At 72.1% G+C, this 20228-nt stretch carries 17 protein-coding genes and 1 pseudogene; 11 read left to right on the top strand and 7 right to left on the bottom strand.

Annotated elements, in window-relative coordinates; translation table 11 throughout:
• Positions 1-7: 7 nt before the first annotated feature.
• Positions 8-880: a universal stress protein gene (locus FPZ41_RS24700; RefSeq protein ID WP_152865909.1), complete on the bottom strand. Its 873-nt coding sequence runs from the start codon at positions 878-880 to the stop codon at positions 8-10.
• 132 nt (positions 881-1012) lie between these two features.
• Positions 1013-2155: a site-2 protease family protein gene (locus tag FPZ41_RS24695; protein ID WP_322620676.1), complete on the bottom strand. Its 1143-nt coding sequence runs from the start codon at positions 2153-2155 to the stop codon at positions 1013-1015.
• A gap of 157 nt (positions 2156-2312) precedes the next feature.
• Between FPZ41_RS24695 and polX the strand changes: the two genes are divergently transcribed.
• The 3 genes from polX to FPZ41_RS24680 all read left to right on the top strand — a co-directional run bounded on the left by polX (position 2313) and on the right by FPZ41_RS24680 (position 7531).
• A complete protein-coding gene (gene polX / locus FPZ41_RS24690) occupies positions 2313-4043 on the top strand; it encodes a DNA polymerase/3'-5' exonuclease PolX (RefSeq protein WP_322620675.1) in 1731 nt (576 codons plus the stop codon).
• Between the two features lie 58 nt (positions 4044-4101).
• Complete coding sequence (locus FPZ41_RS24685) at positions 4102-7071, top strand: SpoIIE family protein phosphatase (protein ID WP_152865907.1); 2970 nt, start codon at positions 4102-4104, stop codon at positions 7069-7071.
• 112 nt (positions 7072-7183) lie between these two features.
• On the top strand, positions 7184-7531 hold the full coding sequence (locus tag FPZ41_RS24680) for a tetratricopeptide repeat protein (protein WP_322620674.1): 348 nt from the start codon (positions 7184-7186) through the stop codon (positions 7529-7531).
• 134 nt (positions 7532-7665) lie between these two features.
• On the opposite strand, the gene FPZ41_RS24675 is transcribed toward FPZ41_RS24680, so the two are convergent.
• Positions 7666-9051: a PepSY-associated TM helix domain-containing protein gene (locus FPZ41_RS24675; RefSeq protein WP_152865906.1), complete on the bottom strand. Its 1386-nt coding sequence runs from the start codon at positions 9049-9051 to the stop codon at positions 7666-7668.
• A gap of 234 nt (positions 9052-9285) precedes the next feature.
• On the opposite strand from FPZ41_RS24675, the gene FPZ41_RS24670 reads away from it, so the two are divergent.
• Positions 9286-9942, top strand: coding sequence for a peptide deformylase (locus tag FPZ41_RS24670; RefSeq protein ID WP_152865905.1), 657 nt, complete (start codon positions 9286-9288; stop codon positions 9940-9942).
• Positions 9943-9992: 50 nt separating this feature from the next.
• On the opposite strand, the gene FPZ41_RS24665 is transcribed toward FPZ41_RS24670, so the two are convergent.
• Positions 9993-11444, bottom strand: coding sequence for a dihydrolipoyl dehydrogenase family protein (locus FPZ41_RS24665; protein WP_152865904.1), 1452 nt, complete (start codon positions 11442-11444; stop codon positions 9993-9995).
• Between the two features lie 128 nt (positions 11445-11572).
• Between FPZ41_RS24665 and trxA the strand changes: the two genes are divergently transcribed.
• A complete protein-coding gene (gene trxA, locus FPZ41_RS24660) occupies positions 11573-11965 on the top strand; it encodes a thioredoxin (RefSeq protein WP_131560391.1) in 393 nt (130 codons plus the stop codon).
• A 99-nt stretch (positions 11966-12064) separates the two neighbouring features.
• On the opposite strand, the gene FPZ41_RS24655 is transcribed toward trxA, so the two are convergent.
• From FPZ41_RS24655 to FPZ41_RS24645, 3 genes are all read right to left on the bottom strand, one after another.
• Complete coding sequence (locus FPZ41_RS24655) at positions 12065-13501, bottom strand: aldehyde dehydrogenase family protein (RefSeq protein WP_152865903.1); 1437 nt, start codon at positions 13499-13501, stop codon at positions 12065-12067.
• A 221-nt stretch (positions 13502-13722) separates the two neighbouring features.
• Positions 13723-14757: a LacI family DNA-binding transcriptional regulator gene (locus FPZ41_RS24650; protein ID WP_152865902.1), complete on the bottom strand. Its 1035-nt coding sequence runs from the start codon at positions 14755-14757 to the stop codon at positions 13723-13725.
• 106 nt (positions 14758-14863) lie between these two features.
• On the bottom strand, positions 14864-15769 hold the full coding sequence (locus FPZ41_RS24645) for a LysR family transcriptional regulator (RefSeq protein ID WP_152865916.1): 906 nt from the start codon (positions 15767-15769) through the stop codon (positions 14864-14866).
• 117 nt (positions 15770-15886) lie between these two features.
• Here FPZ41_RS24645 and FPZ41_RS24640 point away from each other — a divergent pair, with 117 nt between their 5' ends.
• The 6 genes and pseudogenes from FPZ41_RS24640 to FPZ41_RS24615 form a co-directional block, all read left to right on the top strand.
• Positions 15887-16120 (top strand): hypothetical protein, encoded by a 234-nt coding sequence (locus tag FPZ41_RS24640; RefSeq protein WP_131560387.1) that lies wholly within the window; start codon positions 15887-15889, stop codon positions 16118-16120.
• 109 nt (positions 16121-16229) lie between these two features.
• A complete protein-coding gene (locus FPZ41_RS24635) occupies positions 16230-17237 on the top strand; it encodes an FkbM family methyltransferase (RefSeq protein ID WP_152865901.1) in 1008 nt (335 codons plus the stop codon).
• A 151-nt stretch (positions 17238-17388) separates the two neighbouring features.
• Positions 17389-18357 carry an alpha/beta hydrolase gene (locus FPZ41_RS24630; protein ID WP_152865900.1) on the top strand — a complete coding sequence of 323 codons (969 nt, stop codon included), beginning with the start codon at positions 17389-17391 and terminating at the stop codon, positions 18355-18357.
• Between the two features lie 173 nt (positions 18358-18530).
• Positions 18531-19559, top strand: coding sequence for a helix-turn-helix domain-containing protein (locus FPZ41_RS24625; RefSeq protein WP_152865899.1), 1029 nt, complete (start codon positions 18531-18533; stop codon positions 19557-19559).
• Between the two features lie 73 nt (positions 19560-19632).
• A pseudogene (locus tag FPZ41_RS24620) lies at positions 19633-19830 on the top strand (flotillin family protein); the annotation flags it as partial.
• A gap of 120 nt (positions 19831-19950) precedes the next feature.
• Positions 19951-20228 (top strand): type II toxin-antitoxin system PemK/MazF family toxin (locus FPZ41_RS24615; protein ID WP_322620673.1); only part of this gene is annotated, 278 nt, incomplete at its 3' end.

The following is a 20228-nucleotide window of genomic DNA, read 5'->3' as shown; positions in this document are numbered from 1 at the left end:
GAGTCGCTCATGCCGGGACCGTGATGACGGGACAGCGGGCGTGGTGCAGTACCCCCTGACTCACCGAGCCCAGCAGCATGCCCGTGAATCCTCCGTGCCCCCGGGTTCCCACCACCAGGCCCAGGGCGCGTTCCGAGGCTTCCGTCAGGGCCTTCACCGGGTGGCCGCGGACGACTTCGTGATGCAGTTCCACATCCGGGTGCGTCGCGCTGCGGCCCGCGACCGTCTCGGACAACACACGGCGGCACTCCAGCACCGCGGCGTCCTCGTCCAGGGCACCGAGGCGCGGCGGATGCCACACGTACAGGGCCCGCAGGAGCGCCCCGCGCAGGGCCGCTTCCTCGAACGCCACATCCACCGCCGCGGCCGACTGCGGGCTGCCGTCGACGCCGACCACGAAGTACGCGGGCTGCTGGGTGAGGGGCTCCGGCTCCGGTACGGCCACGACCGGGCAGGGGGCGTGGGCGGTGAGCGGGAGCGCCACGGAGGCGGAGGTGAACATTCCGTGCCGTCTGGTCAGGTGCCAGGAGCCCACCACGACCAGGGCGGCGCGTCGCGCCTCCTCGTGCAGGACCCACGCCGGCTCTCCCTCCGCCAGCAGCGTCGACACCTCCACCGCCGGCCACCGGGACTCGACGAACGCGACCGCCTCCTTGAGCACCAGGTCACCGACTCCGTGCAGCGCCCGGTTCCACTCCTCCCAGGACGGTCGCGCCTCCCCCGACCGGTATCCGCCGGTCGGCGTGCCCTGGGCGTGGACCAGCCGCAGCGGCAGGCCACGTCGATCCGCCTCGTCGGCGGCCCAGGCGAGCGCGAGTCGCTTGGCGGTGTCGGGGTCGACGCCCACCACGATCGGCCGACGCCCGTCTGCACCTGTCATGGCCGCCTCCAGAAGAGAGATCCCCGCTCCACCGTCCGTTCGTTCACTGCCCTTCCAGCCTCGCCCCTGTTGTCGAGCGCCGCCTTGCCACGGCCTCGCGGGCACCTGTCGGGGCTCCGGGCCCGGCCACGGTCACCGACGACCGCGCCGCTTGGGGGCGGTGCTCATCAGCCATGTCACCATGCGGCTGACGTCCGAGGGCGAGACGATGCCGACGAGCATGCCGCGGTCCACGACCAGGACCCGGTGCTCGGCGCCCGGCTCCATGCGCGGCATCAGGTCCGCCACCGGGCTCTCCGGTCCCACCACGATGACCTTGGACAACGGCACCATCACCGCCCTCACCGGCAGGGCCTGGGCCTCGGTCTGCGACACCCGTCTGGCGCTGTCCAGGGTCACCAGCCCGACCGCGGCCCCGTCGTCGGTCACGGGGAACGCCGAGTGGCGGTAGCGGTAGCGCACTCCGGTGAGGAAGTCCGCGATCGTGGTGTCCGCGGGAACCGTGAGAGGTTCCGGCGTCATGACGTCCCTCACCGGGACTCCGGCAAGCACGCCCCGCAGCTGGGCCTGCCGTCCCTCGGTGGTCGCGGCCGCGATGAGGAACCAGCCGATCAGTGCCAGCCAGAAACCGCCGAACGTGCCGGTCCTCAGGAACAGGACCAGCCCGAGCACCACGAGCAGCCACCCGAAGACCCGCCCCGCCATGGTCGCGTTGGCTGTCGCCCGCAGCCGGTCTCCCGTGCGCCACCACAGGAACGCGCGCAGCAGCCTGCCGCCGTCGAGCGGGGCGGCGGGCACCGCGTTGAAGACCGCGAGCAGCACATTGATGACGGCCAGCCACGCCACCATCTCCACCACGATCCCGGACGCGGACACCAGGGTGAGCAGCCAGGCGCCGAGCGCGAAGAACCCGCCCAGGAGAAGGCTGACGAGCGGGCCGACGCCGGCGATCCTCAGTTCCGCGCCGGGGCTGGACGCCTCGGTCTTGAGCCGGGCCGCCCCGCCCAGCAGCCACAGCACGATGTCGTCCACCTCGACCCCGTTGCGCCGGGCCACGACGGCGTGCGCCAGCTCGTGCGCGAGGAGGGAGGCGAAGAAGACCACGGCGGTGCACAGGCCGGCCGCCCAGTACACCGCCCAGGCACGCCCTGGATACGCGTGGGGAAGGCGGCCCTGCGACAGGCCGAACGCGATGATGCCGAAGATGAACAGGACGCTCCAGTGCACGCCGACCCGGACCCCCGCGATCCGTCCCAGAACGAACGTCGCCCGCACAGCTCTCTCCCTGCCCGGACCCACGGGCCGTGGAGAGGATGACGCCTTCGGCCTCTCGCCCCGCGGTTCCTCCTGACTTCCAGTACACCCTCGGGGCCACGGCTTCGCGCGCCGGAGGCCTGGCATGCCGTACAGGTCGGTTCCTAGACTGTGAGATGTGGTCCGGCCCAACGAGGAGGTCGAGGCACTCCTTCAGGAGTACGCGGACCTCATCGCCATCACCGGAGGCGACGCGTTCAAGGCGCGCGCCTACGAGAAGGCCGCCCGCGCGATCGGCGGTCATCCCGCCGATGTCTCCCGCCTCGACGTCGCGGGTCTGAGGGAGATCCCGGGCGTGGGCAGGTCGATCGCCGAGAAGGTCGTCGAGTACTTCCGCACCGGCCGTGTCACGGTGGTCGAGGAGACGCGGGCCAGGATTCCCGCAGGGGTACGGCAGCTCATCACCATCCCCACCCTCGGCCCCAGGAAGGCGATGGCCGTCTACGAGGATCTGCACATCTCCTCGGTGGACGAGCTCGCCGACGCCATCAAGGCGGAGAAGTTGCGCGGCCTGAAGGGCTTCGGAGAGAAGACCGAGGCGAACATCCTGCACGGCATCGCCCTCATGCAGCAGGCAGGAGGGCGGATCCCGCTGAGCACCGCCATGGAGTCCGCCGAGGAGATCGTCGCCGAACTCTCCCGGATCACCGGCTGTGAAGACTGCGCATACGCCGGTTCGCTGCGCCGCATGAGGGAGACCATCGGCGACATCGACATACTCGTCGCCGCCGGCCGGTCGGCCCCCTTCATGGACGCACTCACCGAACTGGCCTCCACCGCCGAGGTCATCGCCCACGGCGAGAAGAAGACCTCGATCCGTACCGTCAAGGGCGTCCAGGTCGACCTGCGCGTGGTGCGACCGGACTCGTGGGGCGCCGGGATGCAGTACTTCACCGGCTCGAAGGCGCACAACATCCGTACCCGCACGATCGCCGTCCACCTGGGGCTGAAGCTCTCCGAGTACGGCTTGTTCGAGACCGAGGGCGGAGAGCGGGTCGCCTCCCGGTCCGAGGACGAGGTGTACTCCCGACTCGGCCTGCCATGGATCCCGCCCACGCTGCGCGAGGACCGGGGGGAGATCGAAGCCGGCCTGCGGGGCGAACTGCCCGAGGTGGTGACGGAGAGCGACATCAGAGGTGACCTGCACACCCACACCGACCTCACCGACGGCCTCGCCCCGCTGGAGGAGATGGTGGCAGCGGCCGCCGAGCGGGGCTACGCGTACTACGCGGTCACGGACCACGCACCGAACCTGTACATGCAGCGCATGACCGACGAGAAGATCCTCGCCCAGCGCGAGCTCGTGCGCTCACTGGACGGCAAACACCACCGGATGCGACTGCTCCACGGCACCGAGCTCAACATCGACCCGGACGGGGCGGTGGACTGGCCCGACGAGTTCCTCCAGGGCTTCGACATCTGCGTGGCCTCGGTGCACTCCCACTTCAACGTCGACCGCAGGGCGATGACCCGGCGGATCGTACGCGCCTGCGAGAACCCCCACATCAACGTCATCGGCCACCCCACGACCCGTCTGATCGGCAAACGGCCGGGCGTGGAAGCCGATCTCGACGAGGTGTTCGCGGCCTGCGCCCGCACCGGCACGGCCCTGGAGATCAACGCCCAGCCCGACCGCCTCGACCTGGGCGACGAGGACATCCTCCGCGCCCGGAGTCACGGGGCGAAGTTCGCCGTCAGCACCGACGCCCACTCCCTCCTCCACCTCGCGTACCTCCGCTACGGAATCGGCATGGCCCAACGCGGATGGCTCACTCCGGAAGACGTGATCAACACATGGCCGCTGGGTCGACTGCGCCGGTTCCTGCGCAAGGGAAAGCGCCCCGAGTGAGACATTCTCCATTACTGTTGAATGTCCCGGTTTGATGCTGAAAGGTAAATTTCAACTCATGCAGGCGCGGCTGGCGTTGCTCAGCGCGGTGCGTCCCGGTCTTCCGGAAAGCGAGATCTTCCGGTTGGGGCTGCTCCACGCCACGGCCGAGTTGTGCGCTCTGGGGGGCATGGTCCACCTCTGCGGCCCCACCTCCGCGCTGTGCCTGGCGTCCACGGTCGGCCTGCCTCAAGACCTTCCCCGCTCCTGGGAGGTCATCGACCAGGAGAGTCAGGTGGCCCCCGCACGTGCCCTGCACCAGGGCAGCACCGTATGGCTGCCGCCGCCCTCTGACGAACCGGCCGCAGCGACACAGGCGGCAGAAGCCGCAGATACGGCAGATGTGCCATGGCCCGGCATGCGCACGGGCCTGGCCGTCCTGCCGGTGTCCGCCGGGGGCCGCATCATGGGCACGCTCACCGTGCTGACGGGCGACCGGGGCGAGCCCACCCCAGAGGAGTGGGACTTCCTCCGGTCCGTCGTCGCCTGGACCGAGGAACGCATGGTCCAGGCGCCGAAGGTGACCGCACCCGCGGCGTCGCAACCAGACGGTGAGCGGCCACAGCAGACCGCCGTGCCGGACCTCATGGTCGGATGGTGGGACTGGAACCTCCAGACCGACGAGCTGATCTGGGACGCGCTGGTCATGGAGTACTACGGCACCAAACCGGCCGACTACACCGGCAGAATCCAGGACTGGATCCAGATCCTCCACCCCGACGACCTGGCACCGACGCTGCAGGAGGCGCAGCGCGCGATCCGCGAGCACTCGATATACGAGGCCACGTACCGGGTACGGCACCTTGACGGCACGTACGGCTGGTCGCGGGCCCGCGGCAAGCCGACGTACGACGATCAGGGTGCCCCCCTCCGGATGGTCGGCGTCAGGTGGGAGAGCAGCGAGTCGCCTTCCGCCCGTGACGCGCTCAGCCGGGCCCTGCGCCACATGAGCGACGGCTTCCTGACGGTGGACGCCGAGTGGCGCATCATCTTCGCCAACCTGGAAGCGGAACGCCTGCTGGGACACTCCCAGGAGGAGCTGTTCGGGCGTGTGCTGTGGGACCTGCCCGCCGCGCAGCGGATCCCGGGCCTGGAGCGCCGCTGCCGGAGAGCCGCCGCCGAGGAGATACCCGCCAGCTTCGATGTGGACATGCCGGACACGGGGCGTCGCTACCAGCTACGGCTGGTCCCGGGACCCGTCGGCCGGGCGATCTACCTGGCAGACGTCACCGAGAAACGGCGTATGCAGGAGGAGCGCGAGGCGGCCGAGCGCGCCGCGTCCGAGCGGGCGGCCCAGATCGCGGAGCTGACCGCGGCACTCGCCAAGGCGACGACCACACGGGACGTGGTGGACGCGGTCGCGCAGCGGGTGCTGCCGCCGTTCGACGCCGTCGGACTCGTAGTGCAGGCCATCGAAGGGAACCAACTCATCGCTATCGGGGCCGTCGGCTACGCGGACGACTTCCTCGACGTCTTGAACAGCCGCTCCACAGCGGCCACGCTGCCGGGCTGGAGTGTGATCGCGTCCGGAGCACCGGTGTTCCTGTCCTCGCCGCAGGAGTACGTCGCGTACTCGCCCGACCACGCCGACCTCCCCGGAATCGCCCGCAAGCAGGCCTGGGCGTTCATGCCGCTGACGGTGTCGGACCAGACGTTCGGAGTGTGCGTCGTGTCCTGGGACCGTCCGCGTCGCCTCGACGCCGACGAGCGCTCGCTGCTGACCACGATCAGCGCCCTCGTCGCACAGGCCCTGGAGCGGGCCCGGCTCTACGACGCCGAGCACACCCGGTCCCGCGAACTCCAGCGCAGCCTGCTGCCCCGGGACCTGCCCGACCTGCCCGCGTGCACCGCCGCCGCCCGCTACCTCCCCGCCGGGCAGGGCATGGACGTGGGCGGCGACTGGTACGACGTCATCCCGCTCTCCAGCGGCCAGGTGGCCCTCGTCGTCGGCGACGTCATGGGCCACGGCCTGCCCGAAGCGGCCACCATGGGCCGCCTGCGCACCGCCGTCCACACCCTGGCCGACCTCGAACTGCCCCCCGACGAAATCATGGGGCACCTCAACGACATCGTCGGCGGCATGAGCGAGGACTCGTACGTCACCTGCCTGTACGCGCTCTACGACTCCACCACCCAGAACTGCTCCATCGCCCGCGCCGGGCACCCGCCCCCGGCCCTGGTGCACCCCGACGGCACCGTGCACTTCCCGGAGCCGGCCGCCGATCCACCACTCGGCACGGCGAAGCCGCCGTTCGAGACGGTCGAGTTGACGGTGCCCGACGGAAGCCTGCTGGTGCTCTACACCGACGGACTGGTCGAGTCGGCGAAACGGGAGGTCGACGAGGGGATGTCGGGCCTTGCCCGGCTCCTGCGCACCGCCCACGACGAGGGCATCGACGCAGACCTGGAAACCCTGTGCGACACCCTGACGGCCGGACTGCTCTCCGGCGAGCACCAGGCGGCCGACGATGCGGCGCTCCTCGTCGCCCGCCTCCACGCCCTGACCGAGGACAGGATGGCCTCCTGGCCGCTGCCCGAGGACCCGAAGGCGGCCGGCCTGGCCCGCCGCCACGTCCGCGAGCAGCTCTCCGACTGGGGCCTGGACGAACTGACCCCCACCACGGAACTCCTGGCCAGCGAAATGGTCGGCAACGTCGTACGCCACGCCAAGGGCCCGATGCGCCTACGTCTGCTGCACGACACCAGGCTGGTCTGCGAGGTCTTCGACGGCAGCCTCACGATGCCCCGCATCCGCCACGCGACGGAGACCGACGAGGGCGGGCGCGGGCTACAGCTGATCACGGCGCTCTCCCAGCGCTGGGGTGCGCGGTACACGCCGAACGGAAAGTGCATCTGGACAGAACAGACACTGCTCGGCCCGGACGGCCGCCTGGACCGGCCGTCCGATACGCAGGACCTGCTGTTCCTGAACCCCGAGGGCTTCGCGGGAGATCTGGACGCACTGTCCTTCGAGAGCCAGGAGCAGTAGAGCGAGCTCAACGCCGCACAGCCGTGGGCCCGGACGACACCGCGAGCGCCCGGGGCAAGTAGTGGAATTTTCAACTGCCCCGTAGAGTTGTAGGCCGCGAAGGAGGTCACGAGTGGACACGACGTACTACGACCACGGGACGGCCGCGGAGCGCTGGGAGCGGGCGCGGATGTTCTTCGAGGCCAAGGACTACGCCGCCGCGGCGCGGACCCTCGGCGCGCTGGTCGAGGAGGTGCCGGAGCAGACCGGCCCGCGGCTGCTGCTGGCGCGCGCGTACTACCACTCGGCCCAGCTGCGCCGCGCGGAGGCCGAGTTGCGCGTGATCGTCGAGCGCGACCCGGTGGAGCACTACGCCCGGCTGATGCTGGGGCGCACGCTGGAGCGGCAGGGGCGGCACGAGGAGGCGGAGTCGCACCTGCGGATCGCCTCCGCCCTCGCCGGCGACTTCGAGGAGCTCTGAGGACGGACCTGACAGGCCGAGAACGGACCTGACAGGCCGAGAACGGACCTGACGGGCCGAGAGCGGAGTTGACGAAACCTGGACGGCGGGCTCACCCCTGAGGGGAGCCCGCCGTCGCGCATGCGCACATCGCCCTACTGCGCGTACGTCCGCCTGCCCCGCCGGTACGCGATCTCGCCGAGCACGATGTCCACCACGATGAAGGCCGCGAGCGGGATGCCCAGGAGCGGGACGAAGTAGCCGAGGACGGCGACGGCCGCCATCGCGGGGACCAGGATCAGCGGGGGCACCTGCTGCCAGGCGCCGCGCGGGATGGGGCGGCCGAAGGCCGAGGTGCGGCCGCGCTGCCACCACATGCGGTAGCCCGAGAGGATGAGGAGGATCAGCGAGAGCGCCAAAGCCATCAGGGCGAGCTGGTTGACCAGGCCGAACAGGACGCCGGTGTGGGCGTCGATGCCCCAGCGGCTGAGCTTGGCGAGCACGGGGTAGTCCGCGAACCGGACGGTGTCCGTGACCTCGTGGGTCGCCGGGTCCACGGCCACCGCGTCCTGCTTCGTCGGCCAGCTGCGCTGGATCTGCTGCACGACGTACCCGGAGGACGCGTCGGCTGGCGGCACGATCTCGACCGGGTCGCCGAGGCCCTCGGCGCGCGCGGCGGCGAGGATCTTGTCGAGATCGCCCTCGGCCGCCTTGCCGGACGAGGCGCCGCCGCCCCCGTGGGCCGCGTGGTCGCCCAGGGTCGCCGATATCGCCGGGGTCGCCTGCCCCAGCGAGGTGCGCAGGGTTTCGACGTTGGCCCCGGCGTACGTGGACCAGGTCAGGCCCGTCGCGGAGAGGAAGAAGAGCCCGGCGGCCGCCCAGGCGCCGGCGGTGCCGTGCAGGCCGAGAGTGCGGCGCCGGCCGCTGGTGCCGCGCAGCTTGCGCTGCGTCCGTCGGCGGCCGAACCACAGCGCGAGCCCGCCGCCCGCGATCACCCACAGCCAGCTGGCCGCGAGTTCGCTGTAGAGACGGCCGTTCTCCCCGAGGCGCAGATCGCGGTGGAACTCGTCGATCCACGTCCGCAGGGGCAGTGCGCCCGTCGATCCGTACTGTTCGAGCGCCCCGCGCACCTCGGCGGTGTACGGGTCGACGAACACCGCGAGTGTGTGGGTGTCGTCGACGCCGGGGACACCGGACAGCAGCACCCGGGTCGTGGCGTTGTCCTCCGGCGACACCCGTACGGCGGAGATCGTGCCCTCGGGGTGGGCCTTGCGGGCGGCGGCCACCTGCTCGGAGACCGGCAGCTTGCGATCACCGACGGGGACGGTCAGCTCGTCCGCGTACACGATCTTCTCGGCCTGGAACGAGGCCGCGTAAAGGAGGCCGGTCAGAGCGGCGACCAGCAGGAACGGGGCGACGAGGAGACCGGCGTAGAAGTGCAGCCGCAGCACGAGCGGTCTGAGCGTGACGGCCGGGCGGGGTCTCGGGGCGGTGACGGGTTCCTGGGACTCGCCCGTCTCGGTCGAGGGAGCAGTGGACATCGGCGGGCTACTCCGGGGAGGAAGGGGACGTCGTTGTGGTCCAGTAGTCGGGGCGAGGGGGCGCCGAGTTCCTGAACGCGCGAGTGGCGTGGATCACACCGGGGCGAGGGCTTCCGCAGTGCGCTCTCTGTACGCGGTGCCTGTACCGCCGTGTGGCCTGTACCGGAGTGTGGCCCGTACCTCTTCCGGCCGATCCGCCCCGCATCCCGCGACGCGTCTTGGCATGCTGGCGCGATGGCATCAGAGAGCGACCGTCCGACCTCCCGCCGGATCCGTGACCGGGTCGAGGAACTCCTCTCCCACGAGGGCCCGTTGCCGATCGTCGCCGCGGGCGACCCGGTGCTGCGGCGGCCCGCCGAACCCTTCGACGGCCAACTGGACCCGGCGCTCCTGGTCCGTTTCATCGTCGCCCTGCGCGCGACCATGCATGCCGCGCCCGGTGTCGGGCTCGCCGCGCCGCAGGTCGGGGTGGGGCTGCGGATCGCCGTCATCGAGGACCCGGCGCCGGTGCCCGAGGAGGTGCGGCTCGCTCGCGGCCGGGTGCCGCAGCCCTTCCGCGTGCTGGTCAACCCGGAGTACGAGGCCGTGGGCGCCGAGCGCGCCGCGTTCTTCGAGGGCTGTCTGAGCGTGCCGGGCTGGCAGGCCGTGGTGGCCCGGCACGCCCGTGTACGGCTCACCGGGCTGGACGAGCACGGCCGTGCGGTGGACGAGGAGTTCTCCGGCTGGCCCGCCCGCATCGTCCAGCACGAGACGGACCACCTGGACGGCACGCTCTACCTCGACCGCGCCGAACTGCGCTCCCTGTCCTCGAACCAGGCCATGGCCGACCTCTGGAACGAGCCGGTACCGCACCGGGCGGCGGAATCCCTCGGTTTCCCGCTGCCCGGCTGACGGCCGACGGCCGGCCGGTGCGGGCGGGCCGTCCTCGTCACCGGATCGGCTCAGGAGTCCCGGAACGCCTCCAGCAGCCGCAGCCAGACCTCGCTGATCGTCGGGTACGACGGGACCGCGTGCCAGAGGCGGCTGACCGGGACCCGGCCGGCGACCGCGATGGACGCCGAGTGGATCAGTTCGCCGACGCCGGGGCCGACGAAGGTGACCCCGCGCAGGATGTCCTCGTCCAGGTCGACGACCATGCGGGCGCGGCCACGGTAGCCGTCGGCGTAAAGGCCGGCTCCGGCGGCCGAGGCGATGTCGACGTCCACGGCGCGGACACGGTGGCCTGCCTGCTCGGCCTCGGCGAGCGAGAGGCCCACGGCCGCGGCCTCGGGGTCGGTGAACACCACCTGGGGTACGGCGGCGTGGTCCGCGGTGGCGGCGTGGGCGCCCCAGGGGTCGGTCTCCAGGAGCGGTACACCGGCCGCGCGGGCGGCGATGGCGGCGCCCGCGATTCGGGCCTGGTACTTGCCCTGGTGGGTGAGGAGCGCACGGTGGTTGACGTCGCCGACCGCGTACAGCCATTCGCTTCCCGTGACGCGGAGGCTGTCGTCGACGGTCAGCCAGGAGCCCGGCTCCATGCCGACGGTGTCGAGGCCGATGTCGTCCGTGCGCGGAGCGCGCCCGGTGGCGAAGAGGATCTCGTCGGCCTCGAAACGGTCCCCGGCGTCGGTGCTCACCACGACGGTTCCGTTCTCGCGGGTGACCGACTCGGCCGACGTACCGGTGCGCACCTCGACGCCGGCCTCCGTCAGCGCCTCGGCGACCAGTTCCCCCGCGAAGGGCTCCATGCGGGGCAGCAGGCCCTTGCCGCGGACGAGGACGGTGACCCGGGAGCCGAGGGCCTGCCAGGCCGTGGCCATCTCCACGGCCACGACACCGCCGCCGATCACGACCAGACGCCCGGGCACGGCCTGCGCGCTGGTGGCCTCACGGCTCGTCCACGGCCGTACCCGGTCCAGCCCCGGCAGACCGGGCAGGAGGGCACGGCTGCCGGTGCACACGGCGACGGCGTGCCGGGCGGTCAGCACCTGGCGCGTGCCGTCCGGGCCGTCGACGACGACCCGGCGGGGGCCGTCGAGGCGTCCGTGGCCCCGGTGGAGGTCGGCGCCGATGCTCTCCAGCCACCGGACCTGGCCGTCGTCCTTCCAGTGCGAGGTCTCGTAGTCGCGGTGGGCCAGTACCTCGGCCGCGTCGAGGGGGCCCTGCACCAGGTGCCGCAGGCCGGGTACGCGGCGGGCGTCGGCGCGCGCGATGACCGGTCGCAGCAGGGCCTTGCTGGGCATGCACGCCCAGTACGAGCACTCGCCGCCGACGAGTTCGTTCTCGACGACCGCGGTGGAGAGGCCGGCCGCGCGGGTGCGGTCGGCGACGTTCTCGCCCACCGGCCCGGCGCCGAGCACCACGACGTCGTATGTGAGAGGTGCAGAGTCTTCTGCGGATTGCGTGTCCGTCATGGGGTCAGTCTGGTTGGTGGTGTGCGCGGAGGCCACACGGGTACGCGCGCGGAATACGCCACCGCAGGACGGCGTTACCGACAGCGGCTTGCCCCAGAGCCCCGATTTCCAGGAGAGGGATACACGCGATGAGCAGCACCGTGGAGCTCACCAAGGAGAACTTCGACCAGACGGTCACGGACAACGACTTCGTCCTGATCGACTTCTGGGCGTCCTGGTGCGGGCCGTGCCGTCAGTTCGCGCCGGTCTACGAGAAGGCGGCGGAGGAGAACCCGGATCTGGTGTTCGGGAAGGTGGACACCGAGGCGCAGCCGGAGCTGGCCCAGGCCTTCGGCATCCAGTCGATTCCGACGCTGATGATCGTCCGTGACCGGGTCGCCGTGTTCGCGCAGCCGGGCGCCCTGCCCGAGGCCGCCCTGACGGACGTCATCGGCCAGGCCCGGAAACTGGACATGGACGAGGTCCGCAAGTCGGTCGCCGAGCAGCAGGCCAAGGCCGAGGGCGACGGCCAGGTGCGGTAGGTCCCGGCGGCCATGTGGGCCAGTAGGCCCCGGCCGCCGGGCGGTCCCCGGAAGGGGTCCCAAGAAGGGGTCCCAAGAAGGGGTCCCTGGAAGTGGCCCTCAGAAGGGGTACGCAGCCACGTCCCCGCGCACCGTCGTCCAGCGCAGTTCGGTGAAGGCCTCCAGATTGGCCTCGCCGCCGAAGCGGGCGCCGGTGCCGGAGGCGGCGATCCCGCCGAACGGCGCGACGGCCTCGTCGTTGACGGTCTGGTCGTTGATGTGGGCGATACCGGTCGGGATGCGTTCGGCCAGGTCGAGGCCGCGCGCGGTGTCGCGGGTGACGATGCCCAGCGACAGCCCGTAGGGGCCGTCGGCGGCGAGAGCGGCGGCGTCGTCGGCGTCCTTGAAGGGCCGCACGGGCGCGACGGGACCGAAGACCTCCTCGGCGTAGGCGGGGGTGGAGTCGTCGACGCCGGCGAGGACGGTCGGCCGGTAGAACAGCCGCTCGTGCGTACCGCCCGCCGCGAGCCTGGCGCCGCCTGCCGTGCTGGATTCCACCAGGCCCCTGATCTTGGCCAGCTGGGAGTCGTCGATGACGGGACCGAGGTGCACCTGCTCGCGGTAGGGGTCTCCGACGGCGAGCGAGTCGGCCTTCGCCGCGAGCCGCTCGACGTACTCCTCGTACAGGGACGCGTGGACGAGATGGCGGCCCGTCGTCATGCAGATCTGGCCCTGGTGGAAGAACGATCCCCATGCGGCCGTGGAGATCACCGCGTCGATGTCGGCGTCCTCCAGCACGACGAGCGCCGAGTTGCCGCCCAGTTCCAGGTGCGCCCGCTTGAGATGACGTCCCGCGGCCTCACCGACCGCGCGTCCGGCGGCCGTCGACCCGGTGAAGGAGATGACGGGCACGAGCGGGTCGGCGACCAGTGCCTGGCCCGCCTCCGGACCGCCGGGCAGCACATGCAGCAGCCCCTCGGGGAGTCCGGCCTCCGCGAGGACGGCGGCCAGTGCGAGCCCGCCGCAGACGGCGGTGCGCGGGTCCGGCTTCAGGACGACGCCGTTACCGAGGGCGAGGGCCGGGGCGACGGAGCGGATGGACAGGATCAGCGGGGCGTTGAACGGGGAGATCACGCCGACGACGCCGACCGGCACCCGCCGCGTGTACGACAGCCGGGGTGCCTCGGAGGGCAGTATCTGACCGGTCGGGCGTGAGGCCAGCGCGGCCGCCTCGTAGCACTCCTGGGCCGCGACGTGCAGTTCGAACTCCGCCTTGCCCGGGACGGAGCCGGACTCCCGCACGATCCAGTCGCGCAGTTCCTCTGCGTGCGCGGTGAACAGGTCGCCCGCCCTGCGCAGCACTCCGGCGCGGACGAAGTGCGGGGTGCGGGCCCACTCGGCCTGTGCGGCTCCGGCCTGCCCGGTGGCCGTGGCCACGTCGGCGGCGGACGCCAGCGTGACGGTGGCGAGCGTCTCGCCGGTCGCGGGCTCGGTGACGGCGTACTCACCGCCCGACAGGGTCTGGGACTGCCAGGTCTTCGGGTCGAGCAGCGGCATGACGGCGCTCCGATCGTTCGCTGATCACCGGTGGGAAGAAGACGTCACCGTCTTGTGCCCCCTCTTGTGCCCCCTCTGGTTGAGCGCGCAACATCCTAGTCACGTCGCGGGAGAAACGTGTCGCCTGCCACACCCCGTCCGACACACAACTCCCGTAATCCACCCAGGAGTTGCGCCAAACCTGCGCTCCGGCCCGCGGCACGGGCCAGGTGCCCGGCGGGTCAGCTCGATTCCCGGTGCACCACTCGGAACCCGAGTACCTGGTTCGTCTCGGGTATCCCGCCGGGCTCACGGACGGCCCGGTCCACCAGCTCCGCGAGATCGCGCCCGGCCGGCAGTTCCATGTGGACGGTGCTCAGGCGGGGACGCAGCAGCCGGCCGAGCATCAGGTCGTCGGCGCCGATCACGGCCGTCTCCCCGGGGACGGCGATGCCCTCGTCCTGGAGGGCGCGCATCAGCAGCATCGCGTACTCGTCGTTGTACGCGAACACGGCGTCCAGGCCGAGGGAGCGCCAGCGCGCCGCGAGCTCGGCCGCGGCCTCCTCCTGGTACGCGAGCGGCAGTTCGGTCACCGTGGCGTCGGTGCCCTGGACCGCCTGCCGCACGCCGGCGAGTCTGGGGCCGGAGAAGATGCTCAGGCCGCGCTCTGCGGGCACCACCACACCGATGCGGCGGCGGCCCTCGGCCACGAGGTGGGCTCCGGCGCTGCGCCCGAGTTCGGAGTGGTCCAGGAGCATTCCGTGCGCGCCCTCGACGGGCTCGGGTCCCATGGTGACGACGGCCCGGGCGCCGGACCGCTTGAGGACGGCGACGCCCTTCGGGCCGATTCCGGCGCCGGGCACGATCACCGCGACCGGGCGCAGTTCGGCCCAGGCGCGGGCGGCCTCGTCGCCGTGGAGGCCGATGCTGCCGTACTGGACGACGGTGTAGTCGAGGCGGCTGAGCGCCCACTGGATCTCATTGATGAACTGGCTGTACAGCGGGTTCGCCGGGACGTGGGGAGCGGGCATGAGGACCATGCGGCTGTGCCCGGCGCGCAGGCTGCGGGCGGCCGCGTGCGGCACGTATCCGAGTTCCCTGGCGGCCTCGTGGACACGGCGGCGCGTGGGCTCGCTGATCCGGACGGCAGTGGTGTTGTTGAGGACGTAGCTGACGGTCGCGCGTGAGACACCCGCAAGGCGCGCCACATCGGCACTCGTCGGCACGGATCGTTGTGCGGGCGACGGCGGAGCGGGCTGGTTCGGTATGTGGACCATGAGGTACGCATCTTTACAGAAGCTGTGACGGGCGTTCGGGCAGAGGGAGTCGCGGCGGCAACCGGGCAGCGGGCAGGCTCGTACGGACCCACCCCTCACCGGGTGTTCACGCGACCGCCGTGGGGGCCACCTTACGCAATTCCCGCAACGCCGCTGCCACAGCCGGGCGTTGGGCACCGCCGCCACGCGTGCAGGTGAGCAGTGTGCGGTGCGGGTTGCCGGTGCAGCGGACGCGGGTGATGGGCAGGTGAGGGGTCAGCTGGGCGAGCCGCGGGATGAGGGCGACGCCGAGCCGGTGGGCGACGAGGTGGGCCGAGACGTTCCAGTCCAGCGCGTGGTGCACGACGTTGGGGCTGAAGCCGGCACCGCCGCACGCCGACATCACGTGGGGGCGGCAGGGGCTCTCCGGCACCGGGGCGATCCAGTCCTCGTGCGCCGCCTGCGCGAGGTCGACGCGCTCGTGTCCCGCGAGGGGATGGTCCGCGGGGACGACCAGGTCGAACGGGTCGTCCAGGAGCGGCTGTTGGTCGAAGCGCGCGTCGGCGAGGGGCGGGTTCTGCGGGGTCGCCTCGACGACCGCCAGGTCGATCTCCCCCTCGAAGAGCAGGTCGAAGCTCTTCGGCACTTCCGCCTCCTGGATCCGTACGGACAGACGCGGGTGCAGGGCACGCAGTCGGGCCGCCGTCGGCGCCAGGAGCACGGAGACGGCGACGGGGAACCCGCTCGTGCGCAGGATGCCGGACGGGGCCCCGTGGTCCGCGCGCAGGTCCAGTTCGGCCTGCTCCCAACGGGCCTGGATGGCGTCCGCGTGCGCGAGCAGGCTCTGTGCCGCCGGGGTGAGCCGGACCCCGCGGCCCTGCGGTTCCAGCAGGTCGACGCCCAGGTCGCGGGCGAGCTGACGGATCTGTTGCGAGGCGGCGGACGGTGTGAAGTGCAGGGCGCGGGCGGCCGCGGTGACCGTGCCGTAGTGGGCGACCGCCCTCAGGACGTGCAGTCGGCGCAGATCAATCATGAAGGCCACGCTTCACAGTGGAATCCGGAAAGTCAACCTGGACGTACACGGCGGCTTCGGTTCACTCTGGCTGTGTCGCGACGGTCAACCCTTCCCGCCGTTACTTGAGGAGTCGCCATGACCAGCACGACAGCCGGTGCCTGCCCGCACTGCGGCTGGCCGGACCGCGCCGAGCCCTTCCAGGTCGTGTCCCGGCACGCCACGGCCACGGGTCACACCGTGTGGATCCGCTGTGGGTGCGGCTCGGTCCAGGTCCGGGTCGTCGACGAGCGCGGTATGCGCGTCGTCTCCCGCAGCCGGCCCGCCGCTCCGGACGCGGTGCGCGGAGTGTGCGGCCCGGCGGGTCGCTGACCGCCTTGGCCGCCCCGGCCGCCCCGGCCGCCTCGGCCGCCGAGGGACGCTCGGTGTGAAATCGTTCAAGCGTGCAACCGATTCGCGCCGTCTCTGCGAGGGTGGGCGGATGGAGACGATTTACAGAAGATTGCTCAGGGCGATACCCCGGCTGGGCGTGCGGGTGACCGATCTCGGCCCGGGCACCGCGGTGGTCTCCCGGCGCGGCACACCCGCCCGTATCCCGCTGCAGCCGGGCGCGGACCTGCTGGCCAGGGGCGCCGACCGGTACTCCGTGGCCCGCGCGGGCAAGGGCGTGTGGGTGGTCCTGGACAAGAAGGCCCGCAACGCCCCGGAGCCGTCCGGCAAGTGGACCGACGTCCCGCTGGGCGACACCGGCGCGCACCTGCTGATGACCGAGAACGCGGGGGCGAACGAGCGCCGGTTCCAGCTGGCGGCCGGGGCGTATCTGTGCGCGCAGCACGTGGCCGGGATGCTGGCGGCCTACGGGGTGAACTGCGTGTTCGACGTGGGGGCCAACGCCGGCCAGTACGCCAAGCGGCTGCGCCGGTTCGGCTACACCGGCCGGATCGTCTCCTTCGAGCCCACCGCGGACGCCTTCGCCCGCCTGGAACGGGCCGCGCAGGACGACCCCGAGTGGCGGGTGCACCACTTCGCCCTGGGGCGCGAGGAGACCTCGCGGTCCATCCACACCGGCTGGAACTCGATGAACTCGCTGCTGCCGCCGAGCGACTACGGCCGTGGCCGCTACAAGCGGTTCGCGAAGACGCAGACCGAGGAGATCGAGATCCGGCGGCTGGACGGAGTGATCGAGCAGTCCCTGGAAGGCATCGCCAGCCCCCGGCCCTACCTCAAGATGGACACGCAGGGCTACGACCTGGAGGTCTTCGCGGGCACCGGGGAGCGGATCGCGGACTTCGTGGGCCTGCAGTCGGAGGTCGCCGCGCTGCGGTTGTACGAGGGCAGCCCGGAGATGGGCGAGGCGATCGCCGCGTACGAGGCCGGCGGGTTCGGGATCACCGGCATGTATCCGGTCACGCGGGAGGAGTCCACGGGGCGTGTGGTCGAGTTCGACTGCGTGATGATGCGCGCGGACGCGGCTCCGGCCAAGAGCTGACGAGGCCTCCGGCGCCGGTCCCCCTGGAGGGCCACCCGCCGGTTGGCGGGCAGGTACCGCCGGGCGGCGGGCTGCGGGGCCGGGGCCGGGGTGCGGACCATGAGGGCCGTACGCGCCGCCGGCACGGACATCCCCGTGTGAGGAGAACGCCATGACCCTGCCCCCGCCCCCGTTCGACCCCGAGCTCGCCGCCGCCCTGGAGGTGGTCGCCGAGACACTGCCTTCGTCCTTCGGCCTCGACGGGATCGCCGAGAGGCGCCAGGGGCTGGCCTTCCTGGACACTTCCGACGAGCAGCTGAGCCGTGACGGGTTGTTCGAGGTCGAGGACCGGGCGGTGCCGGGACCGCAGGGGGCGCCCGGCATCTCGCTGCTGATCTGCCGGCCGGCCGGGTCCGTCGGCGGGCGGCCGGTGATCTACCACACCCACGGCGGCGGGATGATCGTCGGCAACAACAGGCTGGGCGTCGACATGGCCCTGGACTGGGCGCGGGAGCTGGACGCGGTCGTGGTGTCCGTGGAGTACCGGCTGGCGCCGGAGCACCCGCACCCGGCGCCCGTGGAGGACGTCTACGCCGGTCTGCTGTGGACGGCGGAGCACGCCGATGAGATCGGCGGCGATCCCGAGCGGATCGTCATCGCGGGTGCCAGCGCGGGTGGTGGTCTGACGGCCGCGCTGGCGCTGCTGACGCGCGACCGCGGGGGCCCGCGCCCGCTCGGCCAGATGCTGATGTGCCCGATGCTCGACGATCGCAACGACACCCCGTCCGCCCACCAGATGGCAGGCCTCGGCGTCTGGGACCAGAAGTCCAACGAGACCGGGTGGACCGCACTGCTCGGCGACCGGCGGGGCGGTCCGGACGTGTCCCCGTACGCGGCGCCGGCTCGGGCCGAGGACCTGTCCGGCCTTCCGCCCGCCTTCCTCGACGTCGGCTCCGCGGAGACCTTCCGGGACGAGACCACCGCCTACGCCTCGCGGATCTGGCAGGCCGGCGGGGTCGCCGAACTGCACGTGTGGCCCGGCGGCTTCCACGGCTACGACGGCTTCGCACCGCAGGCCGCCCTCTCCCAGGCCACGGTGGCGGCGCGGCTGGCGTGGCTGCGGAGGCTCGTCGGCGAGTGACCTCTGCCAAGGGGGCTCCGCCCCTCGCCCCGCGCCGGGGGCCGGGGGCCTGACCCCCCGCTCCTCATACACCGCAGAGGGCTGGGATGCGGCATGCCTCCGGAACCGGAGCACGTCCGGGCCGTGTGACGTGCGGGCCGTACGGCGCACCCTGGGCGTAGGAAAATGGGCGTATGAAAGAGCTGGCCGGGCGTCTGACCGCGCTCGACCCGGACGCCGGTGCCGCCGTACGGGTCATCGCCTACTTCGACCGACTGGCCGAGTCGCGGGCCGGTCTGGAGGCGCTGGTGCGTGGGGCGGCCGTGCTGGCCGGCTGTCCGGCACGGCTCGTCGACGCCGGGCGGCGGGTGCGCGTACGGGTCGAGCCCGACGGCAGCCGCCGGGACACGGATCTGCCGCCGGATACGCGGTGGCCGTCGGAGTCGCTGACGCCCGACGGCGCCGCGGCGTTGTGGCTGGAGCGCTCCGGGGCCGGGCCGAGCGTGGTCGACGCGGTGATCCTGGAGCGGGCCGCGGGCGCGATCCGGCTGGTCCTGGACCGTACCCGCGGCCGGGCGCCCGTCTCCCCGGCCGACGATCCGGCACTCGTCGAGACTCTTCTCGACCCCACCGCGCCCGAACGGGCCAGGCTGCTCGCCGCCCGGCGCCTGGGCCTCGACACCGCCGACCCCGCCACGCGGGCACGCGCCCTCGCGTCCCTCGACGGCCCGCCACGGATTCTGTCCGCGCACCTGGGCGAACGCCCGGCCGACACGGCGCTGCCCGCCGGCCGCCTCGGTGTCGGCCCTGCCGTTCCCGTGCTCGACCTGCCCCGTTCCTGGGCCGCCGCCCGTACCGCCCTGCGATTCACCGCCGAGGGCACCGCGCGCGATCCGGGCCCCGGAGTCGTGCACGCCGACGACCTCGGCGGCATCAGCCTCCTCGCGGACCTCGTCGTTCCGGGCGCCGAACCGCCGCCCGACGTCCACGCCCTGGAGCGTGCCGTGGCGGACACTCCCTGGATGCTGGTCACCCTGCACGCCGTCGCCGCCACGGCGAGCCTGCGCGCGGCTGCCGCCGAGGTCAACGTCCATCACTCCACACTCCAGGACCGGCTGACCCACGCCGAATCGCTCCTCGGCTGGCCGGTCCGGACACCTCAGGGCCGTCTGCGACTGCAACTGTCCCTGGCCGTACGGAAGTTGGCGCAAGAGACGGGATAGCTGCCACGATCCGGCCGCAGCGTGAGGGCATGGGCGGGAGCATCGGCCCGTACCATGGCGGCGACTTCGGCCGGAGGCCATCAAGGCGCGCGCCACCGCCCTCGCCGAGAACCAGGAGGCCGTGGTCGCCCAGCAACTCGCCGAGAAGTGGCCGGAGATCGTGCAGGCGGGCGCGAGCGCCTTCGGCAACGTCGACAACATGGTGCTACTCAACGGCGCCGACGGCATGGTGGACCTGTTCCCGAAGGCACTCACCATGGGCGGTACGGGAGGGGCTCGCCAGAAGTGACGTACGGACGGTGGACGTACGGAGGGTAACGGAGGGTGGACGTACGGAGGGTAGGGGGACCTGGCGCGTACCGGAATCGGCCGGAGGCCTAACGTGGCCCACGTGACTGCGTTTACCTCTGAAGACGTCCCCGGCCGCCACGGCCCCTCCGCAACCACCGAAGCCGACCCGCGCGGGGTGGGCCGCGTACGCACCGAGTACTCGCCCGCGCACGACGGCGACCCGGACCCCGGGGAGATCGTGTGGACGTGGGTGCCGTACGAGGAGAACGACGGGCGGGGCAAGGACCGGCCCGTGCTGGTGGTGGCCCGCGAGCCCTCGGGCACCCTGCTCGCCGTACAGCTGTCCAGCAAGCGGCACGACGCCGGGCGGGCGGGTGG

This window comes from Streptomyces acidicola (assembly GCF_009377235.1).
Lineage (GTDB): Bacteria > Actinomycetota > Actinomycetes > Streptomycetales > Streptomycetaceae > Streptomyces > Streptomyces acidicola.
The sequence above is the reverse complement of the archived record's forward strand: the minus strand, read 5'-3'. Positions and strand labels throughout refer to the sequence as shown.